The organism is Paraburkholderia sp. (assembly GCF_036488795.1).
Taxonomy (GTDB): domain Bacteria; phylum Pseudomonadota; class Gammaproteobacteria; order Burkholderiales; family Burkholderiaceae; genus Paraburkholderia.
Window position 1 is genome coordinate 93877 of record NZ_DASXHA010000163.1, and the last position, 26859, is coordinate 120735.

The following is a 26859-nucleotide window of genomic DNA, read 5'->3' on the forward strand; positions in this document are numbered from 1 at the left end:
ACGCCTCACTGGAAGATGCCGAGAATGGTTTGGAACAGCGTATCAGCGGTCTGAATCACCTTGCTGTTGGCCTGGTACAGCTGCTGGTACTGCAACAGGTTCGCTGCTTCTTCATTGATGTTGACGCCCGAGACCGACTGCTGCGACGACTGGATCTGCGACACCAGCGCGGTCTGCGTCGTATTCGACGCGTTGATCTCGTTGGTCTGGTTACCGACCGTGTTCACATAGTTCGCGTACGCGGTCGTCAGGGTCGTGGTGCCGCCGTTCAGCGTTTTGGCGCTGACGATGTTCGCCATCAGCGTGGCGTTGCTGCCGTCGCTTTGCGCACCGACGTTGGCTGCGATCGTGAACGTGTCGCCGTTGCTCGGCGTGCCGCTCAACGTGACGGTGATGCCGTTCATCGAACCGGCCGTGACCGGCGTCGTGTTGATCGTCATCGTCGCGCCGCTTGCCGGCGAATACGGCACCACGGTCGTCGTCGCCGTGATGGTCGTGCTGGCGCCGCCAATCGTCACCACCGAGCCGACCGGGAAACCGGTCAAGCCACCGGCCGCTGAGTTGTACGTCAGTGTGGTCGGCGTGGTGGGCAGCGAATAACCCGCCGTCACCGTGCCTTGCGTAATCGTCGCCGAGCCGGTGTTGCCCGAGCCGGGCGTAGCGAGCACCGGCGAAGCCGCGGCAATGGCCGAGCCGCTCTGGGTGGTGAGCCCGAAGCTGCCGAGCGCGCCGCTCGTCGGCGAGACCTCGAACGAATCGCCCGGGTTCATCGTGCCGGTGAGCGAGAAATTCAGGCCGTCGATCGGCTGCGACAGGCTGGTCGCCGTGCCCACCGTCGCACCCGTTGCGTTGTCCGTCAGCGTGTAGGCGCTGCCGTTATACGACAGCGTGTAGTTGCTGGTCGTAGGCTGCGTCGCATTGACGAACGACACGCTGAGCGCGCCGCTGCCCGTGTTGTTCGCATTCGCGGTCGCCTGCGGCGGCGCCACCGAAAACAGCGGCCCACCCGGATTGCCGTTCAGGTCGAGACCCAGTTCGTTCTGGTTGTTGACCTGCGCGGCGAAGCTGGTGGCGATCGCGCCCAACTGTGCCTGCGCGGGGTCGAGCGACTGGGTGCGGAAGTCCATCAGGCCACCCAGCGCGCCACCTTCGGCCGACACGCTCAGGTCGGACAGCGTCTGCGTCGTCGCGGCGCTCGGCGTGGTGCCGGCGGCGCCCAGGTAAGTGATCGAATCTTCGTTCGGATTCGACGCCGACGTCGCGGTGCCGAGGTTGTAGCTGGTCGAACCGAGCACGAGCGCCTGGCCGCTCGGCAGGAACAGGCTGGTGCCGTTCGAGTTCTGCACCACCTGCACGCCGACGAGCGACGACAGTTGCGAGACCGCCTGGTCGCGCTGGTCGAGCAACTGGTTCGGCGGCTGGCCTTGCGCGCTCGCGGCGGCGATCTGCTGGTTGAGCGTCGCGATCTGCGAGGTGAAGGTGTTGATCGACGACACCGTCGACGACAGCTGCGTGTTGACGCTCTGGCGCAGCTGATCGTATTGCGTGCCGACCGCGTTCAGCTGGTTCGCGAGCGACTGCGCATCGCTGATCGCCGTTTGCCGGGTGGCGGCGTTAGCCGCGCCGCCCGCGACCGTCTGCAAACCGGTGAAGTAGGTGGTGATCGCGGTTGAAATACCGGAGGTCGGGCTGCCGACGAGGTTATTCAGCTGCGAGAGCATTCCGAAGTTCGAGGTCAGCGCGCCGCTTTGCGTCTGCGCATTGTTCAACTCGGCATTCAGATACTGGCTATAGGCGCGCTGAACCGTCGTGGTGGACACGCCTTGCGGCAGGTAGCCGCTGCCAGTGTACTGGCCGGAGCTTTCCGAAAAGACCGGGCTTTCGACATCGTAGCCAGCGGTATTCGTATTGCTGATGTTCTCGCTGGTCACCGTCAGCCCCCACTGGGCTGCGGTGAGTCCACTGAGGCCGATATTGATGAGGTTGCTGGACATGCGTCATCCTGTAGAGCTGGCAACGCGCCCACCGAGTTGCCAAGACTCTATGTATAACGGCGCGCTAACAGCAATATTGAGGGCGCTAACCGTATTTATTCAGGCTTTTTGCAGGTCCTTTTGCAGGCGTTGCGCCTCAGGTGCGCACCAGTGAACGGCGCTTCATTTCGAGCTGCGTGATGAGACGCTGCAGCGTGTTCTCGGCATTGCCGGGCAGCTCCACGAAACGCAGACCGAGCTGGAAGCGCTGGGTGCCGTTGGGCATGTCCACGGCGCGGAACGACACCAGTTGCAGATCGAGCGACAACTTGCCGGGTGCGCCGAGACTCAGTTCGCAATCCTGCAGCACACAGCCCATCGGCAGTTCGGCCACGCGCGTGTCGTTGGTGCGCATGCCTACGCCGCCCAGCGAAAGATCGTGCACTTCGAAGCGAAAGCGCTGACCGTCGGGCAACAGGCCCGTGCAGATATACGGATCGAGAATCGGCGCGTCGACGCGGAAATACTCGCGCCGCTGCACGTAGTACAGCACTTCGGGAAAGTCCGCTTCGAATGCCGGACGGCCTTCGTAGCGTGTCTCGCGCGGTGTGCTGGTGGAGAATTCGACGCGCACGCCGTCGGGTTGTGCGTGGAACGCGCAGCGCGGCGCGGCCATCAGGCCGTGGTTCTGTTCAGCGAGCGCGCCCCAATCGAAAGTAAAGGTGCGCTCTCGTACGTCGACATCGAGAATCCGGGTGACGAGTTGGCCTCCCTTGTACTGCGCGGTCAAAAAATCACCGCGGTTGACGAGATTGCGCAACTGGACACCGATCTCAAGCGGGTTGCGACGACCGAAATCGTTGCCAGTTTCAGTAGAGCCGTCCGTCTGGCCGTTCGTCTCAGTGGTATCCATGGGCTTGCCGATATGCATGTTACTGACGGGCCCGTGCCCGAGGTCCAGTGCCGGGGCCCGTGACACGTGCAACTGACCGGGCCTGACTGCACCCGGTATTGAGGTCTGACTGAATAGCGGCAGTCTGAACCCAAAGTTTAGGGTAATTCGCTGAAAAATTTCCCGCAAACGTTAAACCACCCGTGCAATGCGGATCGGCTGCGTGAATGTACCGTGGGGATCTGGAGCGGCTCGGCCGGCGGCGCATGTGCGTCGCCGGCCCCACCGTCTTGTTATGCGACATGGCCCCGTCGCTGTAACTGGAACGCTGCGTGCGGCAAGTCCGGCGTGGCCGGCGCCCGGCGCAAAGCGGGTGGTGCGGGTAGTGCGGATCAAGCGGTTGGTGCTGGTCGACACCGCGGTCCCGGGTGGAACCGTTTGAAACCGGCGCCGCAGACAAGCCGCGTCTCGCGGCCGGCTGCGGCGGCGCGGCTCAGCTCATCCGGTCCATGATCGACATCAGTTTCTTCGCGTAATGCGGATCCGTCGCGTATCCGGCGCGCTGCATGCCGATCGCAAAATTGGCCGCGTCGTGCGAGCCGTTCAGCACCTGCGCGTAACGCGGATTGTTTTTCAGCAGCTGCGCGTAGTCGCCCATCGCTTCGTCGTACGAGTCGTATGCGCGGAATTTTTCGACCACGCGGTGCGGCTGGCCGTTGCGGTACTCGGTCGTCACCGTCGAAACGGTCTTGCCCTTCCAGTCCGCGCTCGCCTTGATGCCGAACACGTTGTGACTCGTCTCGCCGTTCGCCTTCATGATCTCGCGCTTGCCCCAGCCGGATTCCAGCGCGGCCTGGCCGATGATGAAGCGTGCCGGCACGCCGGTCGTCTCGCTGGCAGCCTGCGCCGAGGCGGCCAGCTTGTCGACGAAGGCGTCGACGTTGGTCGTGCCGTCGCCGTGCAGCGGCGGGGTCAGCGCGCTGTTGCGCGAGTAGCCCACGCCGCTCGCGAGCGAACCGTTCGCCTGCGGATTGCCGTATGCCTTCGCCAGTGCGTTCAAGGCCGCGGTGCTGCCGGCGCTGCCGCTTTGCATGCCGGCGTTGTTCATCAACTGTTTGAGCATCGCGTCGGCGACGCCAATGCCCTTCGAGGACATCTGCTGCGCCATCTGCTCGTCCATCATCGAGGTGAACTGCGCACCGTCGCGCGAATCGAGCGGGCCGTCTTGCGGCGTCGCATCGCGCATGCTCTTCAGCATCATCGTGATGAAGGTCGCATCGAACTGCTTGGCGGCCATCCTGACGCCCTGCTGCGGCGATGCAGCGACCTTCGCCCGCAAACTGTCGAAGCCCTGGGTGTCGAGCGCAAAGCGCTGACTGATATCGGCCGGGCCTGAAGTGGGATCGGTAGTCATCGCGGTTCCTTAAATGATTTCAAGTTCAGCGCGCAAGGCCCCTGCTGCCTTCATCGCCTGCAGGATGGACATCAGGTCGGCGGGCGTCGCGCCGAGCGCGTTGAGCGCCTTCACGACGTCGGCCAGGTTTGCGCCGGCGCGCACGTACTTCAGCGCGCCATCGTCCTGCTTCAGCTGGATCTGGGATTGCTGCGCCACCACCGTGCGGCCGTTCGAGAGCGCGCCCGGCTGGCTCACTACCGGCTGCGTGTTGACCACCACCGACAGGTTGCCGTGCGCCACTGCGCAATTTTCGAGCGTGACCATCTGGTTCATCACGATCGAGCCGGTACGCGCATTCAGCACGACCTTCGCGGCGCCCTGCGCGGGCTTCACGTCGAGGTCTTCGAGCTGCGCCATGAACTGCACCTGCTGGGCCGGCTCGGAGGGCGCGCGCAACTGGATGGTGCGGCCGTCGAGCGGCGTGGCCGTACCCGAGCCGAATGCATTGTTGACCGCGGAGACGATCCGCTGGGTCGTGTCGTAGTCCATGTCGTTCAGCTCGAGCTGCATGGTGCCGTCCTGCGTCACGCTCGACTGCACCGCGCGTTCGACCGTCGCGCCGCCGGTAATGCGGCCCGCCGCAAGCTGGTTGACCTGCACGCGGCTGCCATTCGCGCTCGCGCCCGCGCCGCCCACGGCCATGTTGCCCTGCGCGAGTGCGTACACGGCGCCGTCCGCGCCCTTCAGCGGCGTGAGCAGCAGCGTACCGCCGCGCAGGCTCTTGGCGTTACCGAGCGACGACACGGTGACGTCGAGCGCCTGGCCCGGACGGGCGAACGGCGGCAGCGTCGCGGTCACCATCACGGCGGCCACATTCTTCAGCTGGATGCTGGTCAGCGCCGACGTGCTGCTATTGGACGAGCCGGCCGACTGGTTGTTGATCGAGATACCCAGGTTCGCGAGCATGTTCGCAAGGGTCTGGGTCGTAAACGGCGTCTGCGTGGTCTGGTCGCCCGTACCGTCGAGACCGACGACGAGGCCATAACCGATCAGCGCGTTATCGCGCACGCCCTGGATGGCGACGAGATCTTTCAGCCGCTCTGCATGCGCAACCGGCGTGAGCGGCGGCAGCGCGCCGCAAGCAAGCGCGAATGCGAGGCAGATCACCCCGAAGCGTGCGGGGCGGCCAGGTTGGGCAGCGTGGCGAATAGGAGCGAGACTCATGATCACCACGGCGACACGTTAAGGAAGAAGCGCTGTAGCCAGCTCATGGTCTCCGCCTCGTCTATGTAGCCCTTCGCCGAATACTCGATTTTGGCGTCGGCCACCTGGGTGGAAAACACGGCGTTCAGCGCGGAAATGGTGTTCGGGTTGACCACGCCGGAGAAGCGCACGAACTCGTTACCCTGGTTGATGAGCATCTGTTTTTCGCCGCTCACCTGCAGATTGCCGTTGGGCAGCACGTTCGTCACCGTGACGGTGATCACGCCATTGAAGGTGTTCGACGCGTTCGCGCCACCCGTGCCGGCGAACGTGTTGGCGCCCTGCGAATTCAGATTGGCCTTGCCGAACAGGCCGTTGAGGAAGCCCGCGCTGGTGGTCGAGAACGAGGTAGCGGAAGTCCGGTTGGTATTCGCGCCGGACGACTTGGTTGCGTTGATGTTTTCCTGAATGACGATAGTCAGGATGTCGCCGATATTGCGCGGCCGCTGGTCTTCGAAAAGCGGCCGCCCCGCATAACCCGGGTTGTAGATCGAACCCGGCGTCTGGGCATGCGGCGGCACCGGCGGCACGGCCGTCATCGGCTGCTGCACGATGGGCTGCTTCGGCACCCACGCGCAGCCGCACAGCGCCACAGCCAGCACGCTGACGGTGGCGAGCAGCTTCGCGCCGAGCGCGTCGCCCTTGACCGGATTGAGGTTGAATTGCGACATCTTGATTCCCTACCGCCTGTAGTTCCGAACCCTTAGACCTGCATCTGCGACAGGGTCTGCAGCATCTGGTCGGACGTGGTCACGGCCTTACTGTTGATTTCATACGCGCGTTGCGTCTGGATCATGTTGACCAGTTCCTGCACCACATTCACGTTCGAGGTTTCGACGTAACCCTGCTGCAGCGCGCCCGCGCCGTTGGTCGCCGGCGCCGAGACGTTCGGTGCGCCCGACGAGGTGGTTTCCGCGAACAGGTTTTCACCCTTGGCGTCGAGGCCGGCCGGGTTGATGAAGGTGGCGATCTGCATCGCGCCGATCTGCGTCGCGGCGGTCGTGCCCGGCTGCGTGATCGTCACCACCCCGTCGCTGCCGATCGTGAGCGACGTCGCGTTCACCGGCACCGTGATGGCCGGAATGATCTGATAGCCGCTCGAGGTCACGAGCTGGCCCTGCTGGTTGGTCTGAAACGAGCCGTCGCGCGTGTAGCTGGTCGTGCCGTCCGGCATCTGCACCTGGAAGAAACCGTTGCCGTTGATGGCCACGTCTTTCGAGTTGCCGGTCTGCTGCAGGTTGCCCTGCGTGTAGAGGCGTTCGGTCGCGACCTGTTGCACGCCCGTGCCGAGCTGGATGCCCGACGGAATCTGCGTCTGCTGGGTCGAGTCCGCGCCCGGCTGCCGCACCGTCTGGTACAGCAGGTCTTCGAACACGGCGCGCGAGCCCTTGAAGCCGTTGGTGCTGACGTTCGCGAGGTTGTTCGAGATGACGTCCATCTGCGCCTGCTGCGCATTCATGCCGGTGGCAGCAATATAAAGTGAGCGGTTCACAGTGTTGATTCTCCTGGGTGCGCGCGAGGCGCGGCGTCCGTTAGCTGCTGAAAGTGAGCAACTGGTTGGCGGTCTGGTCGTTCTGATCGGCGTTTTCGATCATCTTGGTCTGCATCTGGAACTGCCGCGCATTGGTGATCATCGAGACCATCGCGCTCACCGGATTCACATTGCTGCCTTCGAGCGATTCGGGCGCGAGCGTCACGGTCGGATCGGCGTCGACCGGATTGCCGTCGGCGCTGCGGAACATGCCGTCGTCGCCGCGCGTGAGCGTGCCCGCCGGCGGCTTCACCAGCTTCAACTGATCGACCACGGCAATCGCCGTAGCCGGATCTCCCGGCGCGAGCGCCGACACCGTGCCGTCCTTGGCGATGGTGATCTTCGAGCCCGGCGGCACCGAGATCGGACCGCCCGCGCCGATCACCGGCAGGTTGGTCGCGTTCACGAGCTGGCCGTTCTGGTCGATATGCAGGTTGCCGGCACGCGTGTAGGCCTCGTTGCCGTCGGCGGTCTGCACGGAGAGCCAGCCGTCGCCCTGCACCGCCACGTCGAGCGGATTGCCGGTCTGCTGGATCGGGCCGGGCGTTTCGTCCGCGCCCGGGGTCGACGACAGCACGAAGGTGCGGGTCGTCTCGTCGTTGACGGTGCTGCCGTCGCCGAACGACATCGGTACCGCGCGAAACGTCTCGAGCTGGGCGCGAAACCCGGTGGTCGAGGTGTTCGCGAGATTGTTCGCGACGATGGCCTGCTGCTCGAGCGCCTGGGTGGCGCCCGACATCGCGGTATAAATCAGACGGTCGGTCATGCGTTCGGCTCCGGCTGTGCTTACAGGTTGATCAGCGTCTGATCGACTGTCTGCTGGGTCTTGATCGTCTGCGCATTCGCCTGATAGTTGCGCTGCGCGGTGATCAGGTTGACCAGCTCGTTGGTCAGATCCACGTTCGAGTCTTCCACCGCGCCGCCTTGCAGCGTGCCGTGGTTCGTGCTGCCCGGCGTGGAGATCTGCGCGACGCCCGACTGCGCGGTTTGCGCATACTCGTTGTTGCCGAGGTCGACGAGACCGTTCGGATCATTGAAGTTGGCGAGCACGACCTGACCGAGCGCCGCCGTCTGACCGTTCGAGTAGTTGCCGGTCAGGATGCCGGTGGTGCCGACCGTGAAGCTCGTCAGCTGGCCGGCCGCGAAGCCGTCTTGCACGAGGTTGTTGACGCCGTCGGCGCTACCGAACTGGGTGGTGCCCGTGAAGTCGACCGTCAGCGGCTGCGGCGTGCCGGAACCGTCCGTGTTCGGAATCGAGAACGACACCGTGTTTGGCGTGGTGCTCGGCGGCGTGGTGGTGATGCCGGTCAGTGCGCCGCTGGTGCTGAAGTTGGCCGTGCCGACGAGGCTCGCGGTGCCGCCTGCGACGCCCGCGTAGACGTTCCACGTGCCCGACCCGGTCTTCGCGAAGTACATGTTGACCGTCTGCGAGCCGCCGAGCGAGTCGAACGCCTGGAAGTTGGTCGAATAGTCGTACGTCGAGGAGCTGTTCTGGTTGAACGCGAGCGGGGTCGGCGCGACCGACACCGTGTCGCCGTTCGCCGGCGTGCCCGACACCGTCAGCGACTGCCCGTTGCCCAGCGCGATCGCCGTGCCTGCCTTGAACGTGCCCGTGCTGTCGTTCGTGGGGTTGGTTGAGTCCGTCACGGTGTAGGTCGTGACACCGCCCGTCACCGCGAACGCCACCGTGTAGTTGTCGTTGTTCGAACCCGCCGAAGCCGTCGTGATGGAGGCGGCCGCGTCGGTAGCCGCCGTCAGGCCCGTATTGGTGCCGCCGAACGTCACGGCCGGCGTGCCGAGCATCAGGTTGTCCTGCGCATTCAGGTTCAGCTGGGCGTTGATGGTGGTGGTCACCGACGGCGCGATGTTGGCGGTCGGCACCGTCAGCGGCACGGTTTGCGCCGTGTTGATGACGCCGGAGGCATTGGCGCCATAGCCCATCAGCTGCAAGCCTTCCGCATTGACGATCTGGCCGCTGCTGTTCAACTGGAACACGCCGTTACGCGAATACGTGAGCGCGCCGTTGTTCGACATCTGGAAAAAGCCGTTGCCGTTGATGGCGACGTCCAGTGCCTGGCCGGTCGTATTGATGGTGCCTTGCGAGAACTGCTGCTGCACTTCGGCGAGCTGCGTACCGATACCGATCTGGTTGTTGACGGCCGTGGCGACCGAGTTCGCATACATGTCGGCGAACACGGCGGTGCCGCTCTTGAAGCCGATTGTGTCCGCGTTGGCAATGTTGTTGCCAATCACGTCGAGATCGCTCGATGCAGCCGACAGGCCGCTCAAACCTTGCTGATAACCCATGACGGTCTCCGTTGCGGGGATTGTCTAAAGTGGTTGAACCGATTGCCTAGAGGATGGCCGCGACCGAGGTCAGCGGCTCCGTGTTGCCATTCGAAAGCACGACGCTCGGCGCGCCGCCCGTGCCCTGCACGATGCTCTGGACGGTGCCTGCGGTGAGCGTGGTGGCGGTGCCCGCCTTGCCGTTGACCGTACCGGTCGCGGTAATCGTGTAGGTGCCGTCGGGCAGCGGATTGCCGCTCGAATCCACCGGCGTCCACGACACCGGCACGGTGCCGGCCGGCTGCGCGCCCAGATCGATCGTGTTGACGATCTTGCCCGACGAATTCACCACGTTGATCTGCATGTCGGTCGCCGCGGAGGCCAGCTGCACGCCGAACGTGCTCGCCTTGCCGCTTGCCACGGTCACGGAGTTGCCCGGGGCGAGCACGCTCGAACCGATCAGCAACGCCGCCTGCGAGGTCTGTCCGGCGTTGAGCTGGGTCGAGAGCGAGGCGAGCGAGGTGTTCAGCTGGCTGATGCCCGTCACGGTATTGATCTGCGCGAGCTGCGAAGTCATCTGCGAGCTGTCCATCGGATTGGTCGGATCCTGGTTCTGCATCTGCGTGATCAGCAGTTGCAGGAACGTGCTCTGCAGGCCGGCGCCCGTCGTGCTCGACGTCGCGGAGCTGCCCGTCGCGCTGCTCGCCGAGCCCGAGCCGTTCATGGTGTCGAGCAGCGTTTGCGACACGGTCGTGCCGTTGTTGCCGATTGTGCTAGTCAAGGAAGTGCTCCTCAGGTTCCGATCGTGAGAGTTTTCAGCATCAACGTCTTTGCTGTGTTCAGCGTTTCGACGTTCGCCTGATACGCGCGTGATGCCGAAATCATGTTGACCATTTCTTCCACCGGGTCGACGTTCGGCATCGTCACGTAGCCGTTCGCGTCAGCCGCGGGGTTGCCCGGGTCGTAGGCGGTTTTCATGGGCGTGGGATCGTCCACCACACCCGTCACCCGCACACCGCCGACCTGCTGGCCGGAGCCGGAGCGCGCGCCGCCGATCGGATTGACCGCGAACACGACCTGCTTGGCCTTGTACGGCTGGCCATCGGGACCGGTCGTACTGTCGGCGTTGGCGAGGTTCGACGCCGTCACGTTGAGCCGCTGCGATTCGGCCGACATGGCCGAACCGGCGACGTTGAAAATATTCATCAGGGATGGCATGGCTTCTCTGACCTCTCCTGCCGGTAGCTACCGGCTTGTTGATTCCCGTAGGCGTGGTTTTTAGCGGATACATCCAGCGTGTGAAGGTCGTCCCGGCGAGACTCCATCAGGAGCCCGACGTGATCGCCGACAGCATCGATTTGATCTGACCCGACACTTCCGTCATGGCCGACTCGAAGTGCAACGAGTTGTCGGCGAACTGCACGCGCTCGGCGTCCAGATCCACCGTGTTGCCGTCGAGCGCGGGCTGCGTCGGAATGCGGTACTGCAACTGGCCGTAGTCGTCGCTCGGTCCGCCGGTCGGGATGAGCGTCGCCTTGCCGGCCATGTGGCCCGGTTGCGTCGAAACCATCGTCATGCCGCTCGTGACGCCGGCCGGCTGCGTCATGGCGAGCGCCGACGCGTTCGAAGCGCCGTTGCCAAGCGTGCCTTGCGTCTTTCTCAGCGCGCCGGCCAGAGCCGAGCCGAAATCGACGTCGCGCGCCTTGTAACCCGGCGTGTCGGCGTTCGCGATGTTCGACGACAACAGTTCCTGACGATACGAACGGACATCGAGCGCTTCACGGCCAAAGCTGAATTCGGCATCGAGTTTGTCGAGCATTGAAATCTCCGGATAACGTTCCCGCGTCTGGCGTGCGATCTGCAGATCGACATGCACGCAACCTGCGGCGCCCCAAAAGGCCTTTTTGCATGAGACGCATCTTAGGCGGGACCTGCAAGCGGCAATCGTCGGAATAACCGGGGAAGGTTGCCTCTATTCGTCGTTTGCGCGGCAAGCCGCATCTCTAGAATGCAACTCGTACCTTTGCCGGAATGGCGATAGTCGCCTCACGCATCTGCTGCACGCATTTGCCTCATCAAGCTGGAGAATCGCGATGGCCCGAGCCACTTTCGATGCCGCGCAGCCGCTGCGCCGCATCGTCATGCGTCACACTGCCGCCTGGCTGGTGTGCGCCGTGGCGGCCGCGTGCGCGATGCCGGCGGCACATGCACAGGAAGCCGGCGGCCCGATCGTGATTCCCGGTCCAGGCGAAAAGGATTCCCCTGACCTCGCGAGGATGACCGCGCTCGCCACCGGCGCCGGCTCGTCCGGCAGCCGCGCGCGTGCCGCGAACCCCGCCGCCCAGGCCGGCCTTGCGCCGGCGCCGTCCGCTAGCGCGGGCACCCGCGACCGCTTTGATGCGCTGGCCAACGCCAGCGGCGCGATTGTGATTCCGGGCACGGGCGAAGCCGCGGCGCGCCCGCCAGTCGTGTCCGCCGCACCGGCCGTGCAAACCGCGCCGGCAAGCCGCCCTAGCGGCGCCGGTCTGCAACGCGTCAACCTGAACGCGTCGTTCGCGGCGAGCCAGGTCATGCCGGTCGTCGTGACTGCGACACCGGCGCGCATGCCCAATACCGCCGCCGCACGTCCGGTCGATGCGGCGCCCGCCAGCGACATCGAAATAGACAGCCTCGCTTCGCGCGGCGAGCCGCCCGAACTCGGCACCGGCACGACCAGCGCATCCAGCACGCCCGGCACGCCCAGACGCACGCAAACACTGCCGGCGCCGCTCGCGCTGTCGCCCGCCGCGCTAGCCGAAGCCGCGCAGCGCGCCCAGGCCATCCAGCAGATGCGGCCGGCGCTGGCCGCGCAGGCTCAGCAAACCGCTGCCGCGCCTGTCATTCAAACGATTCCCGCGAAGCAGCCAGCGCTTGCCGCACGCCCAGCCCAGATGGCCCAGACGGGCCAGCTTGCCCAGATTGCCCAACCCAATCGCGCCATGGCCGCGCCCCAGCCGGTCCAACCCGCCTCCGAGCCGGTGCCCGCGGGCCAGGAAGACGGCGAACTGATTCACACCGCCGCGCTGGAATTTCTCAAGCAACAGGTGGACGGCCTGCCCGGCCGTGTCGAGCTGACGGTCGCGCCCGCCTTCCCGCGCGGCCTTGCCGCCTGCGCCACGCTGCAGCCCTTCCTGCCGAACAACGCGCGCCTGTGGGGCCGCACGACCATCGGCGTGCGCTGCACGAGCGGCCATCCGTGGACGGTCTGGCTGCAGGCGAAAGTGTCGGTGCATGCCACCTACTACGTCGCCGCACGCGCGATCGCGCCCGGCGAAGTGGTCGCCGAGGCGGATCTGGTGGGCCGCGACGGCGACCTGACGATGCTGCCGATGTCGATCATCACGGCGCCCTCGCAGGCAGTCGGCTCGATCACGCTGATGCGCGTGGGTGCCGGCCTGCCGCTGCGTCAGGACATGCTGAAGAGCGCCGCGTCGGTGACGGCCGGGGCAACGGTGCGGGTGGTCGCACAGGGCGACGGCTTCTCGATTTCGTCGGAAGGCAGCGCGCTGAGCAATGCGCCGCCGGGTCAGCCGGTCCGGGTCCGAACCGCGGCGGGCCAGATCATCATGGGGATCGTGAAGGACAGCGGAACCGTGCAGATTCAGATGTGACACGGACCCGGAAGCCGTTGCACGGCGGGCCCTGAACCCGCGGTTGAGGGGAAACTCGCGAGGGTGGTGTGGTTACAAAGGGATACAACGATTGAGCTAAAGTTTGGATTCTAGTGTGCCGTTATTAGAATCAAATCGTTCAGGAAGCCAATCGTGAAAATCGATTCCACCACCAACACCCAGCTGGACAGCCTGACCAGCGGCGCGACGCGCACGCAGCAGGACGGTTCGGCCCCGGCGGCTACCTCCGCCCCGAGCGCAAGCACCACCGCGCAAACCGCCGGCACGTCCGGCGGTGATGCAAACGTGAGCCTGTCCGGCTTGTCGTCCGATCTGCGCAGCCAGACTGCGTCGGGTTCCGGCGACATCGACACCGCCCATGTCGCGTCGATCAAGGCGGCCATCCAGAATGGCACGCTGACCATCGACCCGGGCAAGATCGCAGACGGCGTGCTGGAAACCACCCGCAGTCTGCTGCAAACGAGAGCCCCGGCGACCGGCAATTGAGGCTGGTCGCCGTTGGGCGACACCTTGAAACCCTGACCCGCGCAGCTCGCGCGGGCCGCTGTGTATGCGAGTTGTGATGAGAGACGCGCTGCTGGCCACCGTTACCGACGAATACGCGACCATTGAAGCGTTTGCTTCCGTGCTGGCCGTCGAACAAAAGGCGTTGACCCAGGTGGATCCGGCAGAAATGCTGACGCCCATCGTCGAGAAGAAAACCGAGCTGGTCGGCAAGCTGGCCTCGCTCGAAAAGATGCGCGACGTCCAGCTCGCCGAAATGGGTTTGCCGGCCGGCCGCAGCGGTATTGAACTGGCGGCCCGGAAAGATCCCAAACTGGCCGAGCAGTGGTCGTTGCTGCAACAGTCGGTGGAGCGCGCGCGCCGCTCGAACAAGACCAATGGCGTGCTGATCCGCACCCGCATGGAATACAACCAGCGCGCCCTCGACGTCCTGCAGGTGCGTCCAGCCAAACCCTCGCTGTATGGCCCGGACGGCCGGATGCCGAAATTCGGCTCGCTCTGAGCCGCGCTCAACGGCTATCCAGTTCGCACCAGGCTTGTCCGGCGGAGCGTTCGCGCCGCCGGTTTCATTCCGTCTCCCCTGATTGATCCAGCTCGACGCGCGACCTGCGCGTCGCTGTCGCTGGCGTGCCGTCGCCGTGGGTCCCGCGCACAAAAAAAAGCGCCGTCACAAGGACGGCGTAGATCGCGTGGAGATTATCTGGCTTCGACGGCACGCCGTCCCCCGCCTTCGGTTATTCCGCTTCGGCCTTGGCCCAGGCCATCTCACGCAGACGTGTGCGCAACCGCGCGACCGCCTGACTATGCAACTGACATACCCGCGATTCGCTGACTTCCATCACGGCGCCGATTTCGCGCAGGTTCATGCCGCGCTCGTAGTACAGCGACATCAGGAGTTTTTCACGCTCCGGCAGCCGTTCGATGGCTTCGACCAGCGCCGAGCGCAGGCTTTCGTCGAGCAGCGCCGACAGCGGATCCGAATGATCGACGCAATAGCGGTCGAGGAACGGTTCGTCGTCCGCGGAGCGATCGAAGTCTTCGTAATAGATCAACTGACTGCCGTGCAGGTCCTGCAGCATCGACTGATATTCGTCGAGCGGCATCTTCAGGTGACCGGCAATCTCGGTTTCGCTCGCCGAGCGGCCCAGCGTCTGCTCGACCTGGTGCACCGCCGTCTCGACTTCGCGGGACGTGCGGCGCAGGCTGCGCGGCAGCCAGTCGTTGCTGCGCAGTTCGTCGAGCATCGCGCCGCGAATCCGCTGGCTGGCGTAGGTCTCGAACTGCGCGCCCTGGTCTTCCTTGTACCGGCTTGCGGCATCCAGCAGACCGATCATGCCGGCCTGAATCAGATCGTCGAGATCGACGCTCGCCGGCATTTTCGCCACGAGCTGCAAGCCGAGCCGCCGCACGAGCGGCGCGTACTTCGTCAGAACCTCGGCTTGGGAAATCTTTCCCTGAGCGTTATACATCGTGCTCCCCTTGTCCACGTCTCGCCCTCAGGCGAGTTGCGCAGACGGTTGGTCGGCGTGTTGCGCCGCTGTTACTGTCGCCGGCGCCACCCAGTGGTGACGTGACGACATCGCTGACCGCATCGGCCAGTACTGCAGTTCGGCGGCAAGATGCCGGTAATCACGCGCGGCGGGCGTCGACGGAAAAGCGTCGACCACACAGCGCGACAGTTCGAGCGCACGCGTCATGCGTGGATCGGCCGCAATACAACCGGCGTCTTCCAGCGACACGGCGAGATAACGCCCTGCTACACCCGCGAGGTTTTCAAATGCCGTGCGCGCGTCGGTGACGCTATGCACGTGATTGACCAGCACACGGAACTGCGCAATGCCGTGTGCGTAATGCAGACGCTTCATGCAGGCGTAAGCGTCGGTAATCGCCTGAGCCGCCACCCGTGTGACGATCATCAGGTCGTGCGCCTGCATCGCCAGCGCGGACAGTTGCCCGAGCCGGTCAAGCTGCGCATCGATCAGCACGACATCGGCCGGCCCGTCCAGCACGCTGCCCAGTTGCGCGGGCGTATGGGCGTCGCGGTTGCCGCGCGCGGCGGCCAGCACCGAAAAGCCCAACGCATGGCGTGCCGCGGCGGCTTCAAGCGACATCTCGCCGCGTACGACGGACGAAAAGCTGCCCGCACCGCGCATGCCGCCGAGCATCGCGCTCACGGAGTATTCGTTCAGACACTCGTCGATGACGAGCACATCCTTGCCCTGCTCGGCGAGCGCGGCAGCCAGATTGATGACCGTCGTGGTGCAACCGACGCTGGTCGATCCTCCTGTCACGGCCAGCACACGCGAGCCGTTGCGAGCCAGCAAACGCCGTAATCCTTCGGCTTGATCGGAAACGACTTTATCCAAAGCGGACCTCGTGCAGTTCGGCTGTCGAGCGCGCCGAAAGCGCCGAAAGCAAGGCCGGAATCTCTTCGTCGTGCGGCACGAACGGCGAACTGTCGCGCGGAATGCAGAAAGCGCTTTTGATGAGGAATTTCCGGGTCGCCACGTACAGGTTCTCCGGCACCTTCTGGCCGGTCGACACGTAATGCACCGGCAGCTTGTAGCGGATCACCGTGTCGAGCACGCCGCCCAGGTTGGTCGCTTCATCCAGCTTGGTCAGGATGCAGCCGGCGAGCGGCTGTTGATCCGGCGCGCGCTGGTAGGCCTGCACCACCTCGTTGAGCGTGTCGCCGTGGCTGGTGGCGTTCAGCAGCAGGAGGCGCTGCACCGGCTGGCCGGCGCGGCACAGCATCGCGATCTGGTCGGACACGAGGCGGTCGCGCTGGCTCATGCCGATCGTGTCGATCAGCACGATGTGCTTGTTGCGCAGTTCGGCGAGCGCCAGTTGCAGATCGCCGCCGTCCTTGACCGCGTGCACCGAGACGCCGAGGATCTTGCCGAAAATACGCAGTTGTTCGTGACCGCCGATCCGGTAGCTGTCGGTGGTGAGCAGCGCGACCTTGCTGGCGCCGAAACGCATCACGCAACGTGCCGCGAGCTTGGCCGTGGTGGTGGTCTTGCCCACGCCCGTCGGGCCCATCAGCGCGAACACGCCGCCGCGCTCCATCAGCGCGTCTTCGTTTTCCATCACCGGCAGGTTGGATTCGAGCACGTTACGCACCCAGTCCATCCCGCCGTCCATGTTCTCGATCCCGGGCGGCAGGTTGTCGACCATCATCTGCACCAGCTGCGCGGAGAAACCGGCGGCGAACAGATGCTTGGTGAGCGAGGCGCGCACCGGGCTGCGGCGCTGGCGATCGGCCCACAGCAAGCCGGCAAAGTGTTCTTCCATCATGCCGCGCATCGACGAAAGCTCGCTCATCACGGTTTCGTTGACGACCTGCTCCATGCGCGCCTTGATGGCTTCGGTGACGCTCGCCGCGGTGGCGCGGGCTTCCTCCGCGCTCTGCAGGTTCGGCGCAGCCTTCTGCGCGGCGCGGCGTGCCGCGAGTTGCGCGGCCTCGCGCGCCCAGTCGGGCGCGTCGGCGTCGTCCGGCGTGTAGCGCGAGCCGACGTTGATCTCGACCGGTGCGCCGAGGCCCTTGGCCATCGCCGCGGCCGGCGTCATCGACGACGCGCGCTCGCTATACGCACCTTGTTGCTTGCTGGCGATAGCGCGCGCATGGTCGATCAGCCACGGGTTCGACTCGGCCATCGTGCGCGGTGCGGCCGGCGCCGGTGTGAACGCGGCGGCCTTGAACAGGTCGGCACGGATGTCGTCGTTGCCGCGCGGCGCCTGCAGCACTTGCTGGGCTTGTGCGGCTTGCGGGGCTTGTGGCGTGGCTTGAATCTGCGGAGCGGGCTGGGCGGTCGGGACTGCTTGCGGCAGCGACTGTGCGGCGGCGGCCTGCGCGGTGGCGCCACTCGCCGGTTCCGCTGCGGTTTCGGCAGCCTGAGCCGGTGCGTTACTGGCCGACATGCTTTCCGTGCCCGCTTCCGGGCTGGCGCCGAACACCGAGGAGAACACGTCGGGCATGCCGCTCGCATACGGGTTCGCTTGCATCATCGGCGCATTGCGTTGAGCAACCGGCGTCATGCCTGGCGAACTCTGCGTGCCGTGCGTCAGCGCGGGCAGCGCCGTGCCTGCCTTGTTGCGGGCCTTCGGCGTGATCGCCGCGAGTTCGCTGTCGGCCAGCGCGACGATTTCGACGGTGCCGTCTTCTATCGTGCGGTTCGACAGCACGACCGCATCGGGGCCCAGTGCTTCGCGGACGAGGCGTAGCGCGTCGCGACTGGTAGCACCGACAAATTTACGAATGTTCAAGCTGGACCCCCGATGAGGTTAACGGACCGGCAACATACCGCTTCCCATTGAGATCGATTATTGCGAAAGATGTCGAGGGACGATCGCTTGATAAAGGCCGGGAAAGGTAGGCAATTCGCGTGATGGACGCCGTCCCGGGAGGCGCGGCGGAGGCCCTCAGGCACAGCGGAAAAACCAGACCGGCGCGGACACTGGCAGTGCACGCGCCGGTGAGCAGGCGAGCTAAGGGGAACCGGACGCGGTGAAAGGCTTAGCCCTGGCCGCCAATCAGGTTCACCACCTTGATGTTGCGGGTATCCGGCACTTCCGCGTACGACAGCACCTTGAGCTGCGGCAGGCTGCGGCGCAGGAAGCGCGCGAGCATGGGGCGCAGCGAATGCTGCACCAGCAGGACCGGCGCGAGCCCCAGGTTCTGCTGCCGCGTCATGGCCTTTTGCGTCTCGGTCATGAGGGTATGCGCGAGGCCTGGTTCGAGGCCGGGGTTGGCGCCCGTCGACAGCGCCTGCGACAGCACGCGCTCGAGGTTCGAATCGAGGCCCATCACCTGCATGTCGCCGGTGCCCGGGAACCACTGCTGGGTAATCGCGCGGCCCAGCGCGAGCCGCACCACCGCCGTGAGTTCGTGCGCGTCCGTGACCTTCGGCGTGTGCTCGGCGAGCGCTTCGAGAATGGTGCGCATGTCGCGGATCGGCACGCCTTCTTCCAGCAGGTTCTGCAGCACCTTTTGCAGCGTCGTGAGCGACAGCGACTTCGGCACCAGATCGTCGACGAGCGACGGCGTGTCCTTCTGCATCCGTTCGATCAACGCCTGGATTTCGCGGCGGCCGAGCAGTTCGGACGCATGCGTGACGACCAGATGGTTCAGGTGCGTCGCGACCACGGTGCTCGAATCGACCACCGTATAGCCGTACACCTGCGCCTGTTCGCGCAAATTCGTATCGATCCAGATGGCCGGCAGACCGAAGGCCGGATCCTGGGTCGGCGTGCCCGGCAATGCCGCGCTGACCTGGCCCGGGTTGATGGCGAGCCACTGTCCCGGATAGGCCTCGCCCACGCCCACCTCGACGCCCTTCAGCGCGATCCGGTAGCCGTTCGGCCTGAGTTCCAGGTTGTCGCGGATATGGATGACCGGCGGCAGAAAGCCGATTTCCTGCGCAAACTTCTTGCGGATGCTCTTGATGCGCTTGAGCAGTTCGCCGTCCGAATTCTTGTCGACGAGCGGAATCAGCCGGTAGCCGACTTCGAGGCCGAGCGTGTCGATCATCGTCACGTCGTCCCAGCTGGCTTCGGTGTTTTCCGCCGGGGCGAGCGTCGCCGGCGCCACATCCACGAGGGTCGCGGAGCTCTTGCTGTCCTGCGCGCGCTTCTTCATGACGCGGCCCAGCTGGACCAGAGCGCCGCCCAGCAGGATGAACGCGAAGTGCGGCATGCCCGGAATCAGACCCATCAGGATCAGGATGCAGCCCGTGATGATCAGCACGCGCGGGTTGGTGAAGAGCTGCCCGGTCAGCTGCGTGCCGATGTCTTCGTTGGTCGCCACCCGCGAGACGATCACACCGGCGGCCGTCGAGATCACCAGCGACGGGATCTGCGCGACGAGGCCGTCACCGATGGTCAGCAGCGTGTAGTTCTTGGCGGCCGCGGCGAAATCCATGTTGTGCTGGACCACCCCGACGATCAGCCCGCCGATGATGTTGATCACCATGATCAGCAAACCGGCAATCGCATCGCCGCGCACGAACTTGCTCGCGCCGTCCATCGACCCGTAGAACTCGGCTTCCTGGCCGACTTCCAGGCGGCGCTTGCGGGCCTGATCTTCGTTGATGATGCCGGCGTTCAGGTCGGCGTCGATCGCCATCTGCTTGCCGGGCATCGCGTCGAGCGTAAAGCGCGCCGACACTTCGGCAATCCGGCCCGCACCCTTCGTGATCACCATGAAGTTGATCACCATCAGGATGATGAACACCACGATCCCGACTGCGAAGTTACCGCCGACGAGGAAGTGTCCGAACGACTCGATCACCTGACCGGCCGCATCCGGACCGGTATGGCCTTCGAGCAGCACGACCCGCGTGGAAGCCACGTTCAGCGACAGCCGCAGCAAGGTCGAGAACAGCAGCACGCTCGGGAAGGCGGCGAAGTCGAGCGGCTTCATGGTGTACATGCTGACGAGCAGCACCATCACCGAAAGCGCGATATTGAAGGTGAACAGCAGATCCAGCAGGAACGGCGGCAACGGCAAGATCATCATGCCGAGGATCATGCAGATCAGCACAGGACCTGCGAGCGCGCGCAGGTTGCCGCTATTCAGCGCATCTGGGCGTCGCGAGAGGAAACCGGCGCGTGCGTTCATGCGGAGGCTCCCGGTGCAGCGTTGTCGTTAAGGGTGTCGGCGGCTTCTTCGCTCGCCTCGTCATCGGATACCGGCCCCTTGTCGAGGTCGGCGGGTACGTCGAATTCGGTCGGCGCCATCGGCACCGCGCCGCCTTCGGCCTTGAAACGGCGCAACTGGTAGACCCACGCCAGCACTTCCGCGACGGCGCCGTACAGCGCGCCCGGAATTTCGCGGTCGAGGTCGACGTTGTGATAAAGCGCCCGCGCGAGCGGCGGCGCTTCGAGTAGCGGCACGTTGTTCTCGACCGCCAGTTCGCGAATCCGCGCCGCCACCAGGTTTACGCCCTTGGCGATCACGCGCGGCGCACGCATTTCGCCGTCGCTGTATTGCAGCGCGACCGCGAAGTGCGTCGGATTGGTAACCACCACATCGGCCAGCGGCACCTTGCTCATCATGCGGCGCCGCGCGATGGCGCGCTGCTGCGCACGGATGCGCCCTTTCAGCTGCGGATCGCCTTCGTTTTCCTTGTGCTCGCGCTTCACTTCTTCCTTCGTCATGCGCAGTTTCTTGTGGTAACTCCAGAGCTGGTAAGGCACATCCAGCGCCGCCACCACGAACATGCCGGCCACCGTCATGCCGCAGCAGACCGCAATCAGATGCGCCGAATTGGCGAGCGCCTGGGTGAGCGGCTGGTTGGCAAGCGCGAGGATCTGGTCGTGGCGGTTCCAGATGGCGACTCCGCCGACGATGCCCACCATGATGGTCTTGACGAGCGACATGCCGAGCTGGATCGGGCCGTTGATCGAAAAGATCTTGCCGAGCCCGGCAATCGGATCGAGCCGCTCGAACTTGAGCTGGAGCACGTTGGGCGACACATGCCAGCCGCCGAGCGCGAGCGGCGACAGCAGCGCCGCCAGGCCCGTCAGCGCGAGAACCGGCAGCAGCGCGTACAACCCCTCGCGGCCGGCCACGGCCGCGCCGGTCAGCATGCGATTGGTGTCGAACACGGTGGCGTGGTTGAACATCATGGCACCGCGAACCATCAGTCCCAGATGATCGCCGATGCTGCCGGCCATCCCCCACACGCCATAGAAGCCCGCCGACAGCAGGGCGAACGACACCAGCTCCCGCGAACGAACAATCTGCCCCTCCTCCCGCGCCTTTTCGAGGCGCCTGGGAGTGGCGGATTCGGTTTTTTCGAGGTCGCTATCCCCTGCCACAAGGCTCTCCAGACGGACAAGGCACGATGCCTATTTCCAGTGAGAGCGATTATTCCCGCTGAAGGCAAGCCATGATCGGCGGATAAGGACAGGGAAAGGGGGGTATTTCGAGAGATAGGGCGCCAGATGACGGTGGATCGGCGGGGCGGCCAGCCGGCCACCCCGTCCTCCGGCTCATGCTGCTTTTGCGGCTCAGAACGCGACGAACGGCGCCTGGCCGCCATTGCCCGTCCGGTCGATCCCGTAATAGACGTAGCGGCCGAAGAAGAACGGCAAGCCCAGATCGAAGCTGCCCGGAATGCCGATCTGTCCGCCCAGGTCGTTGAAGGCGAAATTGTTGCCGTTGGCGAAGAGCACCGCCGCATCCTGAATGCCCACATTCACGTTAGCGAGGGCGCCGTTCTGGCCGACGAGGCCTACCGTACGCGTCTGCCCCGACGACGGGCAATAGAAGCCTGGGAAGTTGCTGCCGCATAGGGCAAGCGAACTGTCGCTGAAGAAATACGCGTTCGATCCCGAATCCATGAACGCGAGGGTCTTGGCGCCGTTGAAGGTGCTGACGGGCAGATCGCCGGACCCGTTGGTCGTAAATACGGTGGCACCTGTCAGCTGATTGTTCGTCGCCGTGTTGATGCCGAACACCAGGGTGCCCGAGGCCGAGGTCGCGCCGGAACTGGATATGGGCTGCATCTGCACGATCACGCCGTTATTGTCGGTGGCGAAATTTGCGACCGGATTTGCCACCTGATTGAGAGTCGGCACCTGGGTAGGCGTGTTCAGGCAAGCGGTGCCAATGCAGGCGTAATAGTTACTGAATTGCGGCGCCAACGTTGCATTCGAACAGTTGATCCCGCAGTCGACCGGCGCCACGCCAATCCCGAGAATGCCGTTCGCGCCGATCTGGCTAGCCGTGTTCTCCGCCGCGCCGTTGACGCAACCCGACGGAATGCTGCTGTCCGGCAGGTCGCCGAGCACCTGGACCGGGATATTGGTGGCCGTTTCATTGGCGATCTGCACCGTCGCGGTACGCACCGTGCCCCACGAGGAGCCGTCGGCAAAGGTGGTGCATTCGGCCAGCGTGCGTCCCGTTGCAACGGGAGCAGGGGCCAGCGGCAACGGGGCTAGCAGCGCGGTGCTGACAATCCGCAAGCCAAACGAGCCGGTATCCACCTGAATGTTGTTAATGATCTGACAGGTGGTCGTACCCGGCACACAGACTTTGACGCTAACCGTCGGAATATTGATGACGTTCGCGACACCGGGTCCCACCATGATCGGCGCCGTATTACCGGCATTGGCGGCGACCGGCTGGGCGCCCGGGCTGGGCGGCAGGCCGCTGTCGTTCGAACCCGACGAACCGGAACCGCCTCCGCCGCCGCATGCGGCCAGCAGCGTCACCAGTGCAACCGTTGCGACGACCTGCATCCACCCTTTGAGCTTTGCTGCAGCTTGCATGTCCTGTCTCCCGCTTCTGTCACTGTCACTGGATGTCAGAACCGCCGACGCCGGCAGGCAACGCCTGCGGCAGCCAGGCTTGACCGGTGAAGGAGCCCATGTGGCCGCCGGAACGGACCACGAGGCCGCTCTGCTCGACCGCCACCGGCCCGTGGCCGCCGCCGCGCGCGGCGCGCACGGCCTGCACGCCGGCCAGGTACTGCGGGAAATAAGTACCGAGCAGATCGGTCAGTTGGGGCATCTGCGGTCCATGCCATGCAATGCCGAACACGCTGCCGTTGGCCCCCAGATACTCGCGCACGACCGTGCCGTTGCCGAAGGTGGTCTCCTGCACGGTGTACGACGAGGACGAGGACGAGGACGAAGACGTGGCGCCGCTCGCCGCCGACGCCGCATGCGCCACGGCAAGCGGGGTCACGGTATGGGAACTGGTTGACGCACCGGCAGGTGGCGTCAGCGGACTGCCGCCCAGTACCGCGTGAGCGGACTGGACGCTGGAGAACAGACAGGAAACTGCAAACGTCGTCGTGAAAACGACGCGGCATGTGCGACGCGGCATGGCCAGACTCCTCCCGATCGACTGGCGGGCGGCTCGCGCAGGGCACGAGCGCCAGCATGTAATCGAGATCATACGGCACCACGGCACCGGACTACATGAAGCTTTTATTCGGCGGGCGACGCGCCGCGTGCCCGAGCGGCGGTGCGCTCAGGCAGCGGGAGTCGGGCAAGCGGGCTGCGGCAAGCCGCTTCTAGAAGCCGAGGCTCGCCAGCAGGTCGTCGACCTCGCCCTGATCCTGCATCACGTCGGCCTTGCCTTCCGGGTTGATCTGCGGCCCGTTCAGCAAGCCTTCCGGGCTGCCGGTCGAGGACGGCTCGGCGGCCAGCGCCGCCGCGGTGGCGGCGAACTGCTCGCGGCGCTCGAGCGCGATGTTCTCGATCAGCACGCCGAGCAGTTGCTGCTCGATCAGGTACACGACTTCAGTGATCTTCTTGATGACCTGGCCGGTCAGATCCTGAAAGTCCTGCGCCAGCATGATCTCGAGCAGCTGCTGGTTGGTCGCCGTGGTCACTTCCGGCACACCGCGCAGGAAAGTACGCGTGTCGTTCATCAACGCGCGCACTTCCTCGCGTTCAATCGGCGCTGCATACCATTGCTCCCAACGCGCGTCGAGCTCGCCCGCGTCCTTCTGCAGCTGTTCCTGCATCGGCTTGGCGACTTCGATCGAGCTCAGCACGCGTTCGGCCGCCTGCTCGGTCATATTGGCGATGTACTTGAGACGGTCGCGCGCGTCGGGCACGGCTTCCGCCGCACGCTCGACGTGCTTGTCGATCCCCAGTTCGCGCATCGAGTCGCGCAGCGTGCGCGTCAACTGCCCGATCCGGGCAAGGATGCGGTCGCTGGCCAGATCGCCGCCGTCGTGGGCTTCGGCGGCTGCCGCGTTGGTCGGCTGGTTCACATCAGCTCCCGGCTTTCGCCATCTTCTCGAGAATCTTGTTGAGTTTCTCGTCGAGGGTTACCGCCGTGAACGGCTTGACCACATAACCGCTCGCGCCGGCCTGCGCCGCCGCGATGATGTTTTCCTTCTTCGACTCCGCCGTCACCATCAGCACCGGCAGGTGCGTCAGGCTCGCGTCGGCGCGGATTTCCTTCAGCATAGCCAGACCGTCGAGGTTCGGCATGTTCCAGTCGGAGATCACGAAGTCGTACTTGCCGCTGCGCAGACGCGCCAGGCCCGCTGCGCCGTCTTCCGCCTCATCGACGTTCGAATAGCCCAGCTCCTTCAACAGATTACGTACGATCCGGCGCATCGTCGGAAAGTCGTCTACCACCAGAATCTTCATTCCCTTATCCATTTCAATTCCCTTTCCCTTATCCCTTATCCAGATGGTTCCGCGCGTGCGTCAACAGGCCTGGCGCTGACTTCGATCGCATTGCCCGACGCTCGCCGTTGGGCCGCATCATACCCGCTGTACGCGTTCGCCCATCGACGAGAGACGCGTCATGACGCGGCGGCTCATCTCCGGCAACGAAGCGATCTCGTCGGCAGCGCCCAGCGCAATAGCCTCGCGCGGCATGCCGAACACGATACAGCTCGCCTCGTCCTGCGCGAGCGTATAGGCGCCCGCCTTTTTCATCTCCAGCAATCCGGCCGCGCCATCGCGGCCCATCCCCGTCAGGATCACGCCCACCGCATTCTTGCCGGCGTGCTGTGCGGCCGAACGGAACAGCACATCGACGGAAGGCCGGTGCCGGTTGACCGGCGGTTCGTCGGACAGGTGTGCAATATAGTTCGCGCCGCTACGTGCTAGCAACAGGTGAGCGTGGCCGGGTGCGATATAAGCGTGTCCCGGCAGCACGCGTTCACCGTGCTCTGCCTCTTTAACGGTAATCCGGCACAAACCATTGAGGCGTTGTGCAAAAGATTTCGTAAATCCCGGCGGCATGTGCTGCGCGATCAGCACCGCGGGCGCATCCGGCGGCAGCGGCACCAGCACTTCGCGGATGGCTTCCGTGCCGCCCGTCGAGGCGCCGACGATGATCAGCTTTTCCGTACTGACGAGCGGATTGTTGAAGTTCGGCGCCGGCGTGGCCTGCGCGCCGCCCGCTGCGGGCGTGCCGGCGTGGTGAGCGGGCGCGGCCTGACGCACGCGCGCGCGTGCGGCAGCGCGGACCTTGTCGGCGAGCTTTTCGGCGTAGTCGAGCATGCCGTCGCGAATGCCGACCTTCGGCTTCGTGACGAAATCCACCGCGCCCAGCTCCAGCGCGCGCAGCGTGATTTCGTTGCCGCGCTCGGTCAGCGACGACACCATCACGACCGGCATCGGCCGCAGGCGCATCAGCTTCTCGAGGAAGTCGAGGCCGTCCATGCGCGGCATTTCGACGTCGAGCGTCAACACGTCCGGGTTGTGCTGCTTGATGAGTTCGCGCGCCACGAGCGGGTCGGGCGCGGTTGCAACGACGGTCATGTCCGGCTGGCCATTGATGATCTCCGTCATCAGGCTGCGGATCAGCGCCGAATCGTCGACGCACAATACCTTGATCTTTTGCACAGCTCTCACGCCTCCTCGGCAGTTCTGGCGTTGTTTGAATTATTCGGACGCGGGCTCGCGCCAAATAGCTCGATGCGCGGCTTCGCAGCCGGGGCGCCCGTCCCTGAACCAGCAGCGGCCCTTGCACCAAACAGCTCGATTTTTGGCCGGCCGCCAGCCGGCGCGGCAAACAGTTCGACGCGTTCGCGGGCCTTTGCGAGACGCTCGGCGCGCTGCTCGGAGGTCTGCCGGGCGAGCGCCTGTTCGCGCTCGGCCACCCCGGCTTCCTGCTGCAGGCGCAGTTTTTTCACCATCACCTGGCCGGTGCGCGGCATGAAGGCGACCTTGCGCGGATGGCCGCCTTGCAGATCCTCGGCGGTGATGCGGATTTTTTCGAGCGCCAGTTAGCGGCGCACGAATTCCGAATTGCGATCGCCGATGTTCATCGTCGTCATGCCGGCGAGCACCGCGGCGCCGCCGAATACCTTGGCTTCGAAACGTTCGCGCCGGCCGCCCGCCTTGATGAGCTCGTTGATGAGCACTTCCATCGCATAGGCGCCGTAACGCATCGAATCCGAGGCGGCCTGGCCGACGTCGGCGCCGTCGTCCGGCAGCATGAAGTGATTCATGCCGCCGATGCCTGCCGTGTGGTCGCGGATGCAGGCGGCCACGCACGAGCCGAGCACGGTAACAAGCACCATGTCGTCGTGGGTCGTATAGAACTCGTTCGGCAACAACTTCACGCCGGGGCGCTGGAAGTGATTGTCGAAGTACAGATTGGTGGCGATCGGCAGGGCGCTACTCATACAGTCACCCCGCTAGTCGACGAGTGAGCCGGTTGGGTCTGGCCGCGTTGACCGGCGCGCGCTGCGCCGCCGTCGCGGGTCAGTTCGTAAACAGTCTGGCCACGCAGGCGGAATGCCTGGGTCACGTAGGTGAAGTTCTCCGAGTGACCGGCGAACAGCAGGCCACCGCCCTTCATGAGCGGCTCGAAGCGCGACAGCACCTGCGACTGGGTCGGCTTGTCGAAGTAGATC

The 26859-nt window shown here is 65.0% G+C and carries 25 protein-coding genes and 1 pseudogene; 3 read left to right on the plus strand and 23 right to left on the minus strand.

Going from position 1 to position 26859, the window contains the following annotated elements; all coding sequences use genetic code 11:
- Nucleotides 1-5 precede the first annotated feature (5 nt).
- The 11 genes from flgK to flgB form a co-directional block, all read right to left on the minus strand.
- Nucleotides 6-1994, minus strand: coding sequence for a flagellar hook-associated protein FlgK (gene flgK / locus VGH41_RS23620; protein WP_331600065.1), 1989 nt, complete (start codon nt 1992-1994; stop codon nt 6-8).
- Between the two features lie 136 nt (nt 1995-2130).
- Nucleotides 2131-2886, minus strand: a complete 756-nt coding sequence (locus VGH41_RS23625) for a flagellar brake protein (protein WP_331600066.1) — start codon at nt 2884-2886, stop codon at nt 2131-2133.
- A gap of 472 nt (nt 2887-3358) precedes the next feature.
- Nucleotides 3359-4279: a flagellar assembly peptidoglycan hydrolase FlgJ gene (gene flgJ, locus VGH41_RS23630; RefSeq protein ID WP_331600068.1), complete on the minus strand. Its 921-nt coding sequence runs from the start codon at nt 4277-4279 to the stop codon at nt 3359-3361.
- A 9-nt stretch (nt 4280-4288) separates the two neighbouring features.
- Nucleotides 4289-5485, minus strand: coding sequence for a flagellar basal body P-ring protein FlgI (locus VGH41_RS23635; RefSeq protein WP_331600069.1), 1197 nt, complete (start codon nt 5483-5485; stop codon nt 4289-4291).
- Nucleotides 5486-5487: 2 nt separating this feature from the next.
- Entirely contained in the window at nt 5488-6195 is a 708-nt protein-coding gene (flgH, locus tag VGH41_RS23640; RefSeq protein ID WP_331600070.1) for a flagellar basal body L-ring protein FlgH, read from the minus strand.
- A gap of 32 nt (nt 6196-6227) precedes the next feature.
- Nucleotides 6228-7016: a flagellar basal-body rod protein FlgG gene (gene flgG, locus VGH41_RS23645; RefSeq protein ID WP_331600071.1), complete on the minus strand. Its 789-nt coding sequence runs from the start codon at nt 7014-7016 to the stop codon at nt 6228-6230.
- Nucleotides 7017-7056: 40 nt separating this feature from the next.
- Nucleotides 7057-7821 carry a flagellar basal-body rod protein FlgF gene (gene flgF / locus VGH41_RS23650; protein WP_331600072.1) on the minus strand — a complete coding sequence of 255 codons (765 nt, stop codon included), beginning with the start codon at nt 7819-7821 and terminating at the stop codon, nt 7057-7059.
- Between the two features lie 20 nt (nt 7822-7841).
- On the minus strand, nt 7842-9362 hold the full coding sequence (locus VGH41_RS23655) for a flagellar hook-basal body complex protein (protein WP_331600073.1): 1521 nt from the start codon (nt 9360-9362) through the stop codon (nt 7842-7844).
- A 46-nt stretch (nt 9363-9408) separates the two neighbouring features.
- Nucleotides 9409-10065 carry a flagellar hook assembly protein FlgD gene (locus tag VGH41_RS23660; RefSeq protein WP_331600094.1) on the minus strand — a complete coding sequence of 219 codons (657 nt, stop codon included), beginning with the start codon at nt 10063-10065 and terminating at the stop codon, nt 9409-9411.
- A 68-nt stretch (nt 10066-10133) separates the two neighbouring features.
- Entirely contained in the window at nt 10134-10559 is a 426-nt protein-coding gene (gene flgC, locus VGH41_RS23665; RefSeq protein WP_331600075.1) for a flagellar basal body rod protein FlgC, read from the minus strand.
- A gap of 106 nt (nt 10560-10665) precedes the next feature.
- On the minus strand, nt 10666-11160 hold the full coding sequence (gene flgB, locus VGH41_RS23670; RefSeq protein WP_331600076.1) for a flagellar basal body rod protein FlgB: 495 nt from the start codon (nt 11158-11160) through the stop codon (nt 10666-10668).
- A 274-nt stretch (nt 11161-11434) separates the two neighbouring features.
- On the opposite strand from flgB, the gene flgA reads away from it, so the two are divergent.
- From flgA to VGH41_RS23685, 3 genes are all read left to right on the plus strand, one after another.
- Nucleotides 11435-12991: a flagellar basal body P-ring formation chaperone FlgA gene (gene flgA / locus VGH41_RS23675; protein WP_331600077.1), complete on the plus strand. Its 1557-nt coding sequence runs from the start codon at nt 11435-11437 to the stop codon at nt 12989-12991.
- 153 nt (nt 12992-13144) lie between these two features.
- Entirely contained in the window at nt 13145-13498 is a 354-nt protein-coding gene (gene flgM, locus VGH41_RS23680; protein ID WP_331600078.1) for a flagellar biosynthesis anti-sigma factor FlgM, read from the plus strand.
- A 76-nt stretch (nt 13499-13574) separates the two neighbouring features.
- Complete coding sequence (locus VGH41_RS23685; protein ID WP_331600080.1) at nt 13575-14018, plus strand: flagellar protein FlgN; 444 nt, start codon at nt 13575-13577, stop codon at nt 14016-14018.
- A gap of 232 nt (nt 14019-14250) precedes the next feature.
- Here VGH41_RS23685 and VGH41_RS23690 read toward each other — a convergent pair whose 3' ends face one another.
- The 12 genes and pseudogenes from VGH41_RS23690 to VGH41_RS23745 all read right to left on the minus strand — a co-directional run.
- Entirely contained in the window at nt 14251-14985 is a 735-nt protein-coding gene (locus VGH41_RS23690) for an RNA polymerase sigma factor FliA (RefSeq protein ID WP_122152863.1), read from the minus strand.
- Between the two features lie 27 nt (nt 14986-15012).
- Nucleotides 15013-15882, minus strand: coding sequence for a MinD/ParA family protein (locus tag VGH41_RS23695; RefSeq protein WP_331600081.1), 870 nt, complete (start codon nt 15880-15882; stop codon nt 15013-15015).
- Nucleotides 15875-17782 carry a flagellar biosynthesis protein FlhF gene (flhF, locus tag VGH41_RS23700; RefSeq protein ID WP_331600082.1) on the minus strand — a complete coding sequence of 636 codons (1908 nt, stop codon included), beginning with the start codon at nt 17780-17782 and terminating at the stop codon, nt 15875-15877. Before flhF ends, VGH41_RS23695 begins: the two co-directional genes overlap by 8 nt.
- A 250-nt stretch (nt 17783-18032) precedes the next feature.
- On the minus strand, nt 18033-20135 hold the full coding sequence (gene flhA / locus VGH41_RS23705) for a flagellar biosynthesis protein FlhA (protein WP_331600083.1): 2103 nt from the start codon (nt 20133-20135) through the stop codon (nt 18033-18035).
- The gene (gene flhB / locus VGH41_RS23710; protein WP_331600084.1) at nt 20132-21337 is read right to left on the minus strand and encodes a flagellar biosynthesis protein FlhB; all 1206 of its coding nucleotides are present in this window, start codon (nt 21335-21337) and stop codon (nt 20132-20134) included. The genes flhA and flhB overlap by 4 nt, the downstream gene beginning before the upstream one ends.
- 192 nt (nt 21338-21529) lie before the next feature.
- Complete coding sequence (locus VGH41_RS23715) at nt 21530-22792, minus strand: DUF3443 family protein (protein WP_331600085.1); 1263 nt, start codon at nt 22790-22792, stop codon at nt 21530-21532.
- Between the two features lie 25 nt (nt 22793-22817).
- The gene (locus tag VGH41_RS23720) at nt 22818-23351 is read right to left on the minus strand and encodes a DUF2844 domain-containing protein (RefSeq protein ID WP_331600086.1); all 534 of its coding nucleotides are present in this window, start codon (nt 23349-23351) and stop codon (nt 22818-22820) included.
- Nucleotides 23352-23541: 190 nt separating this feature from the next.
- A complete protein-coding gene (gene cheZ / locus VGH41_RS23725) occupies nt 23542-24249 on the minus strand; it encodes a protein phosphatase CheZ (protein WP_331600087.1) in 708 nt (235 codons plus the stop codon).
- Between the two features lies 1 nt (nt 24250).
- Nucleotides 24251-24646 (minus strand): chemotaxis response regulator CheY, encoded by a 396-nt coding sequence (gene cheY / locus VGH41_RS23730; protein WP_144157222.1) that lies wholly within the window; start codon nt 24644-24646, stop codon nt 24251-24253.
- A 105-nt stretch (nt 24647-24751) separates the two neighbouring features.
- Nucleotides 24752-25843, minus strand: a complete 1092-nt coding sequence (locus tag VGH41_RS23735; protein WP_331600095.1) for a chemotaxis response regulator protein-glutamate methylesterase — start codon at nt 25841-25843, stop codon at nt 24752-24754.
- A gap of 5 nt (nt 25844-25848) precedes the next feature.
- Nucleotides 25849-26628: pseudogene (cheD, locus tag VGH41_RS23740) on the minus strand (chemoreceptor glutamine deamidase CheD).
- Nucleotides 26625-26859 (minus strand): CheR family methyltransferase (locus VGH41_RS23745; protein WP_331600089.1); only part of this gene is annotated, 235 nt, incomplete at its 5' end. The pseudogene cheD and the gene VGH41_RS23745, both read right to left, overlap by 4 nt.

What these genes read in the sequence shown, in the direction of transcription:
- VGH41_RS23655 (WP_331600073.1), bottom strand. Translation starts at nt 9,362, where the DNA reads ATGGGTTATCAGCAAGGTTTGAGCGGCCTGTCGGCTGCATCGAGCGAT.
- flgH (WP_331600070.1), bottom strand. Translation starts at nt 6,195, where the DNA reads ATGTCGCAATTCAACCTCAATCCGGTCAAGGGCGACGCGCTCGGCGCG.
- VGH41_RS23690 (WP_122152863.1), bottom strand. Translation starts at nt 14,985, where the DNA reads ATGTATAACGCTCAGGGAAAGATTTCCCAAGCCGAGGTTCTGACGAAG.
- flgC (WP_331600075.1), bottom strand. Translation starts at nt 10,559, where the DNA reads ATGCCATCCCTGATGAATATTTTCAACGTCGCCGGTTCGGCCATGTCG.
- flgK (WP_331600065.1), bottom strand. Translation starts at nt 1,994, where the DNA reads ATGTCCAGCAACCTCATCAATATCGGCCTCAGTGGACTCACCGCAGCC.
- cheY (WP_144157222.1), bottom strand. Translation starts at nt 24,646, where the DNA reads ATGGATAAGGGAATGAAGATTCTGGTGGTAGACGACTTTCCGACGATG.
- VGH41_RS23720 (WP_331600086.1), bottom strand. Translation starts at nt 23,351, where the DNA reads ATGCCGCGTCGCACATGCCGCGTCGTTTTCACGACGACGTTTGCAGTT.
- VGH41_RS23625 (WP_331600066.1), bottom strand. Translation starts at nt 2,886, where the DNA reads ATGGATACCACTGAGACGAACGGCCAGACGGACGGCTCTACTGAAACT.
- VGH41_RS23685 (WP_331600080.1), top strand. Translation starts at nt 13,575, where the DNA reads ATGAGAGACGCGCTGCTGGCCACCGTTACCGACGAATACGCGACCATT.
- flgB (WP_331600076.1), bottom strand. Translation starts at nt 11,160, where the DNA reads ATGCTCGACAAACTCGATGCCGAATTCAGCTTTGGCCGTGAAGCGCTC.
- VGH41_RS23635 (WP_331600069.1), bottom strand. Translation starts at nt 5,485, where the DNA reads ATGAGTCTCGCTCCTATTCGCCACGCTGCCCAACCTGGCCGCCCCGCA.
- flgJ (WP_331600068.1), bottom strand. Translation starts at nt 4,279, where the DNA reads ATGACTACCGATCCCACTTCAGGCCCGGCCGATATCAGTCAGCGCTTT.
- VGH41_RS23715 (WP_331600085.1), bottom strand. Translation starts at nt 22,792, where the DNA reads ATGCAAGCTGCAGCAAAGCTCAAAGGGTGGATGCAGGTCGTCGCAACG.
- flgF (WP_331600072.1), bottom strand. Translation starts at nt 7,821, where the DNA reads ATGACCGACCGTCTGATTTATACCGCGATGTCGGGCGCCACCCAGGCG.
- flgA (WP_331600077.1), top strand. Translation starts at nt 11,435, where the DNA reads ATGGCCCGAGCCACTTTCGATGCCGCGCAGCCGCTGCGCCGCATCGTC.
- flhA (WP_331600083.1), bottom strand. Translation starts at nt 20,135, where the DNA reads ATGAACGCACGCGCCGGTTTCCTCTCGCGACGCCCAGATGCGCTGAAT.
- VGH41_RS23660 (WP_331600094.1), bottom strand. Translation starts at nt 10,065, where the DNA reads ATGAACGGCTCGGGCTCGGCGAGCAGCGCGACGGGCAGCTCCGCGACG.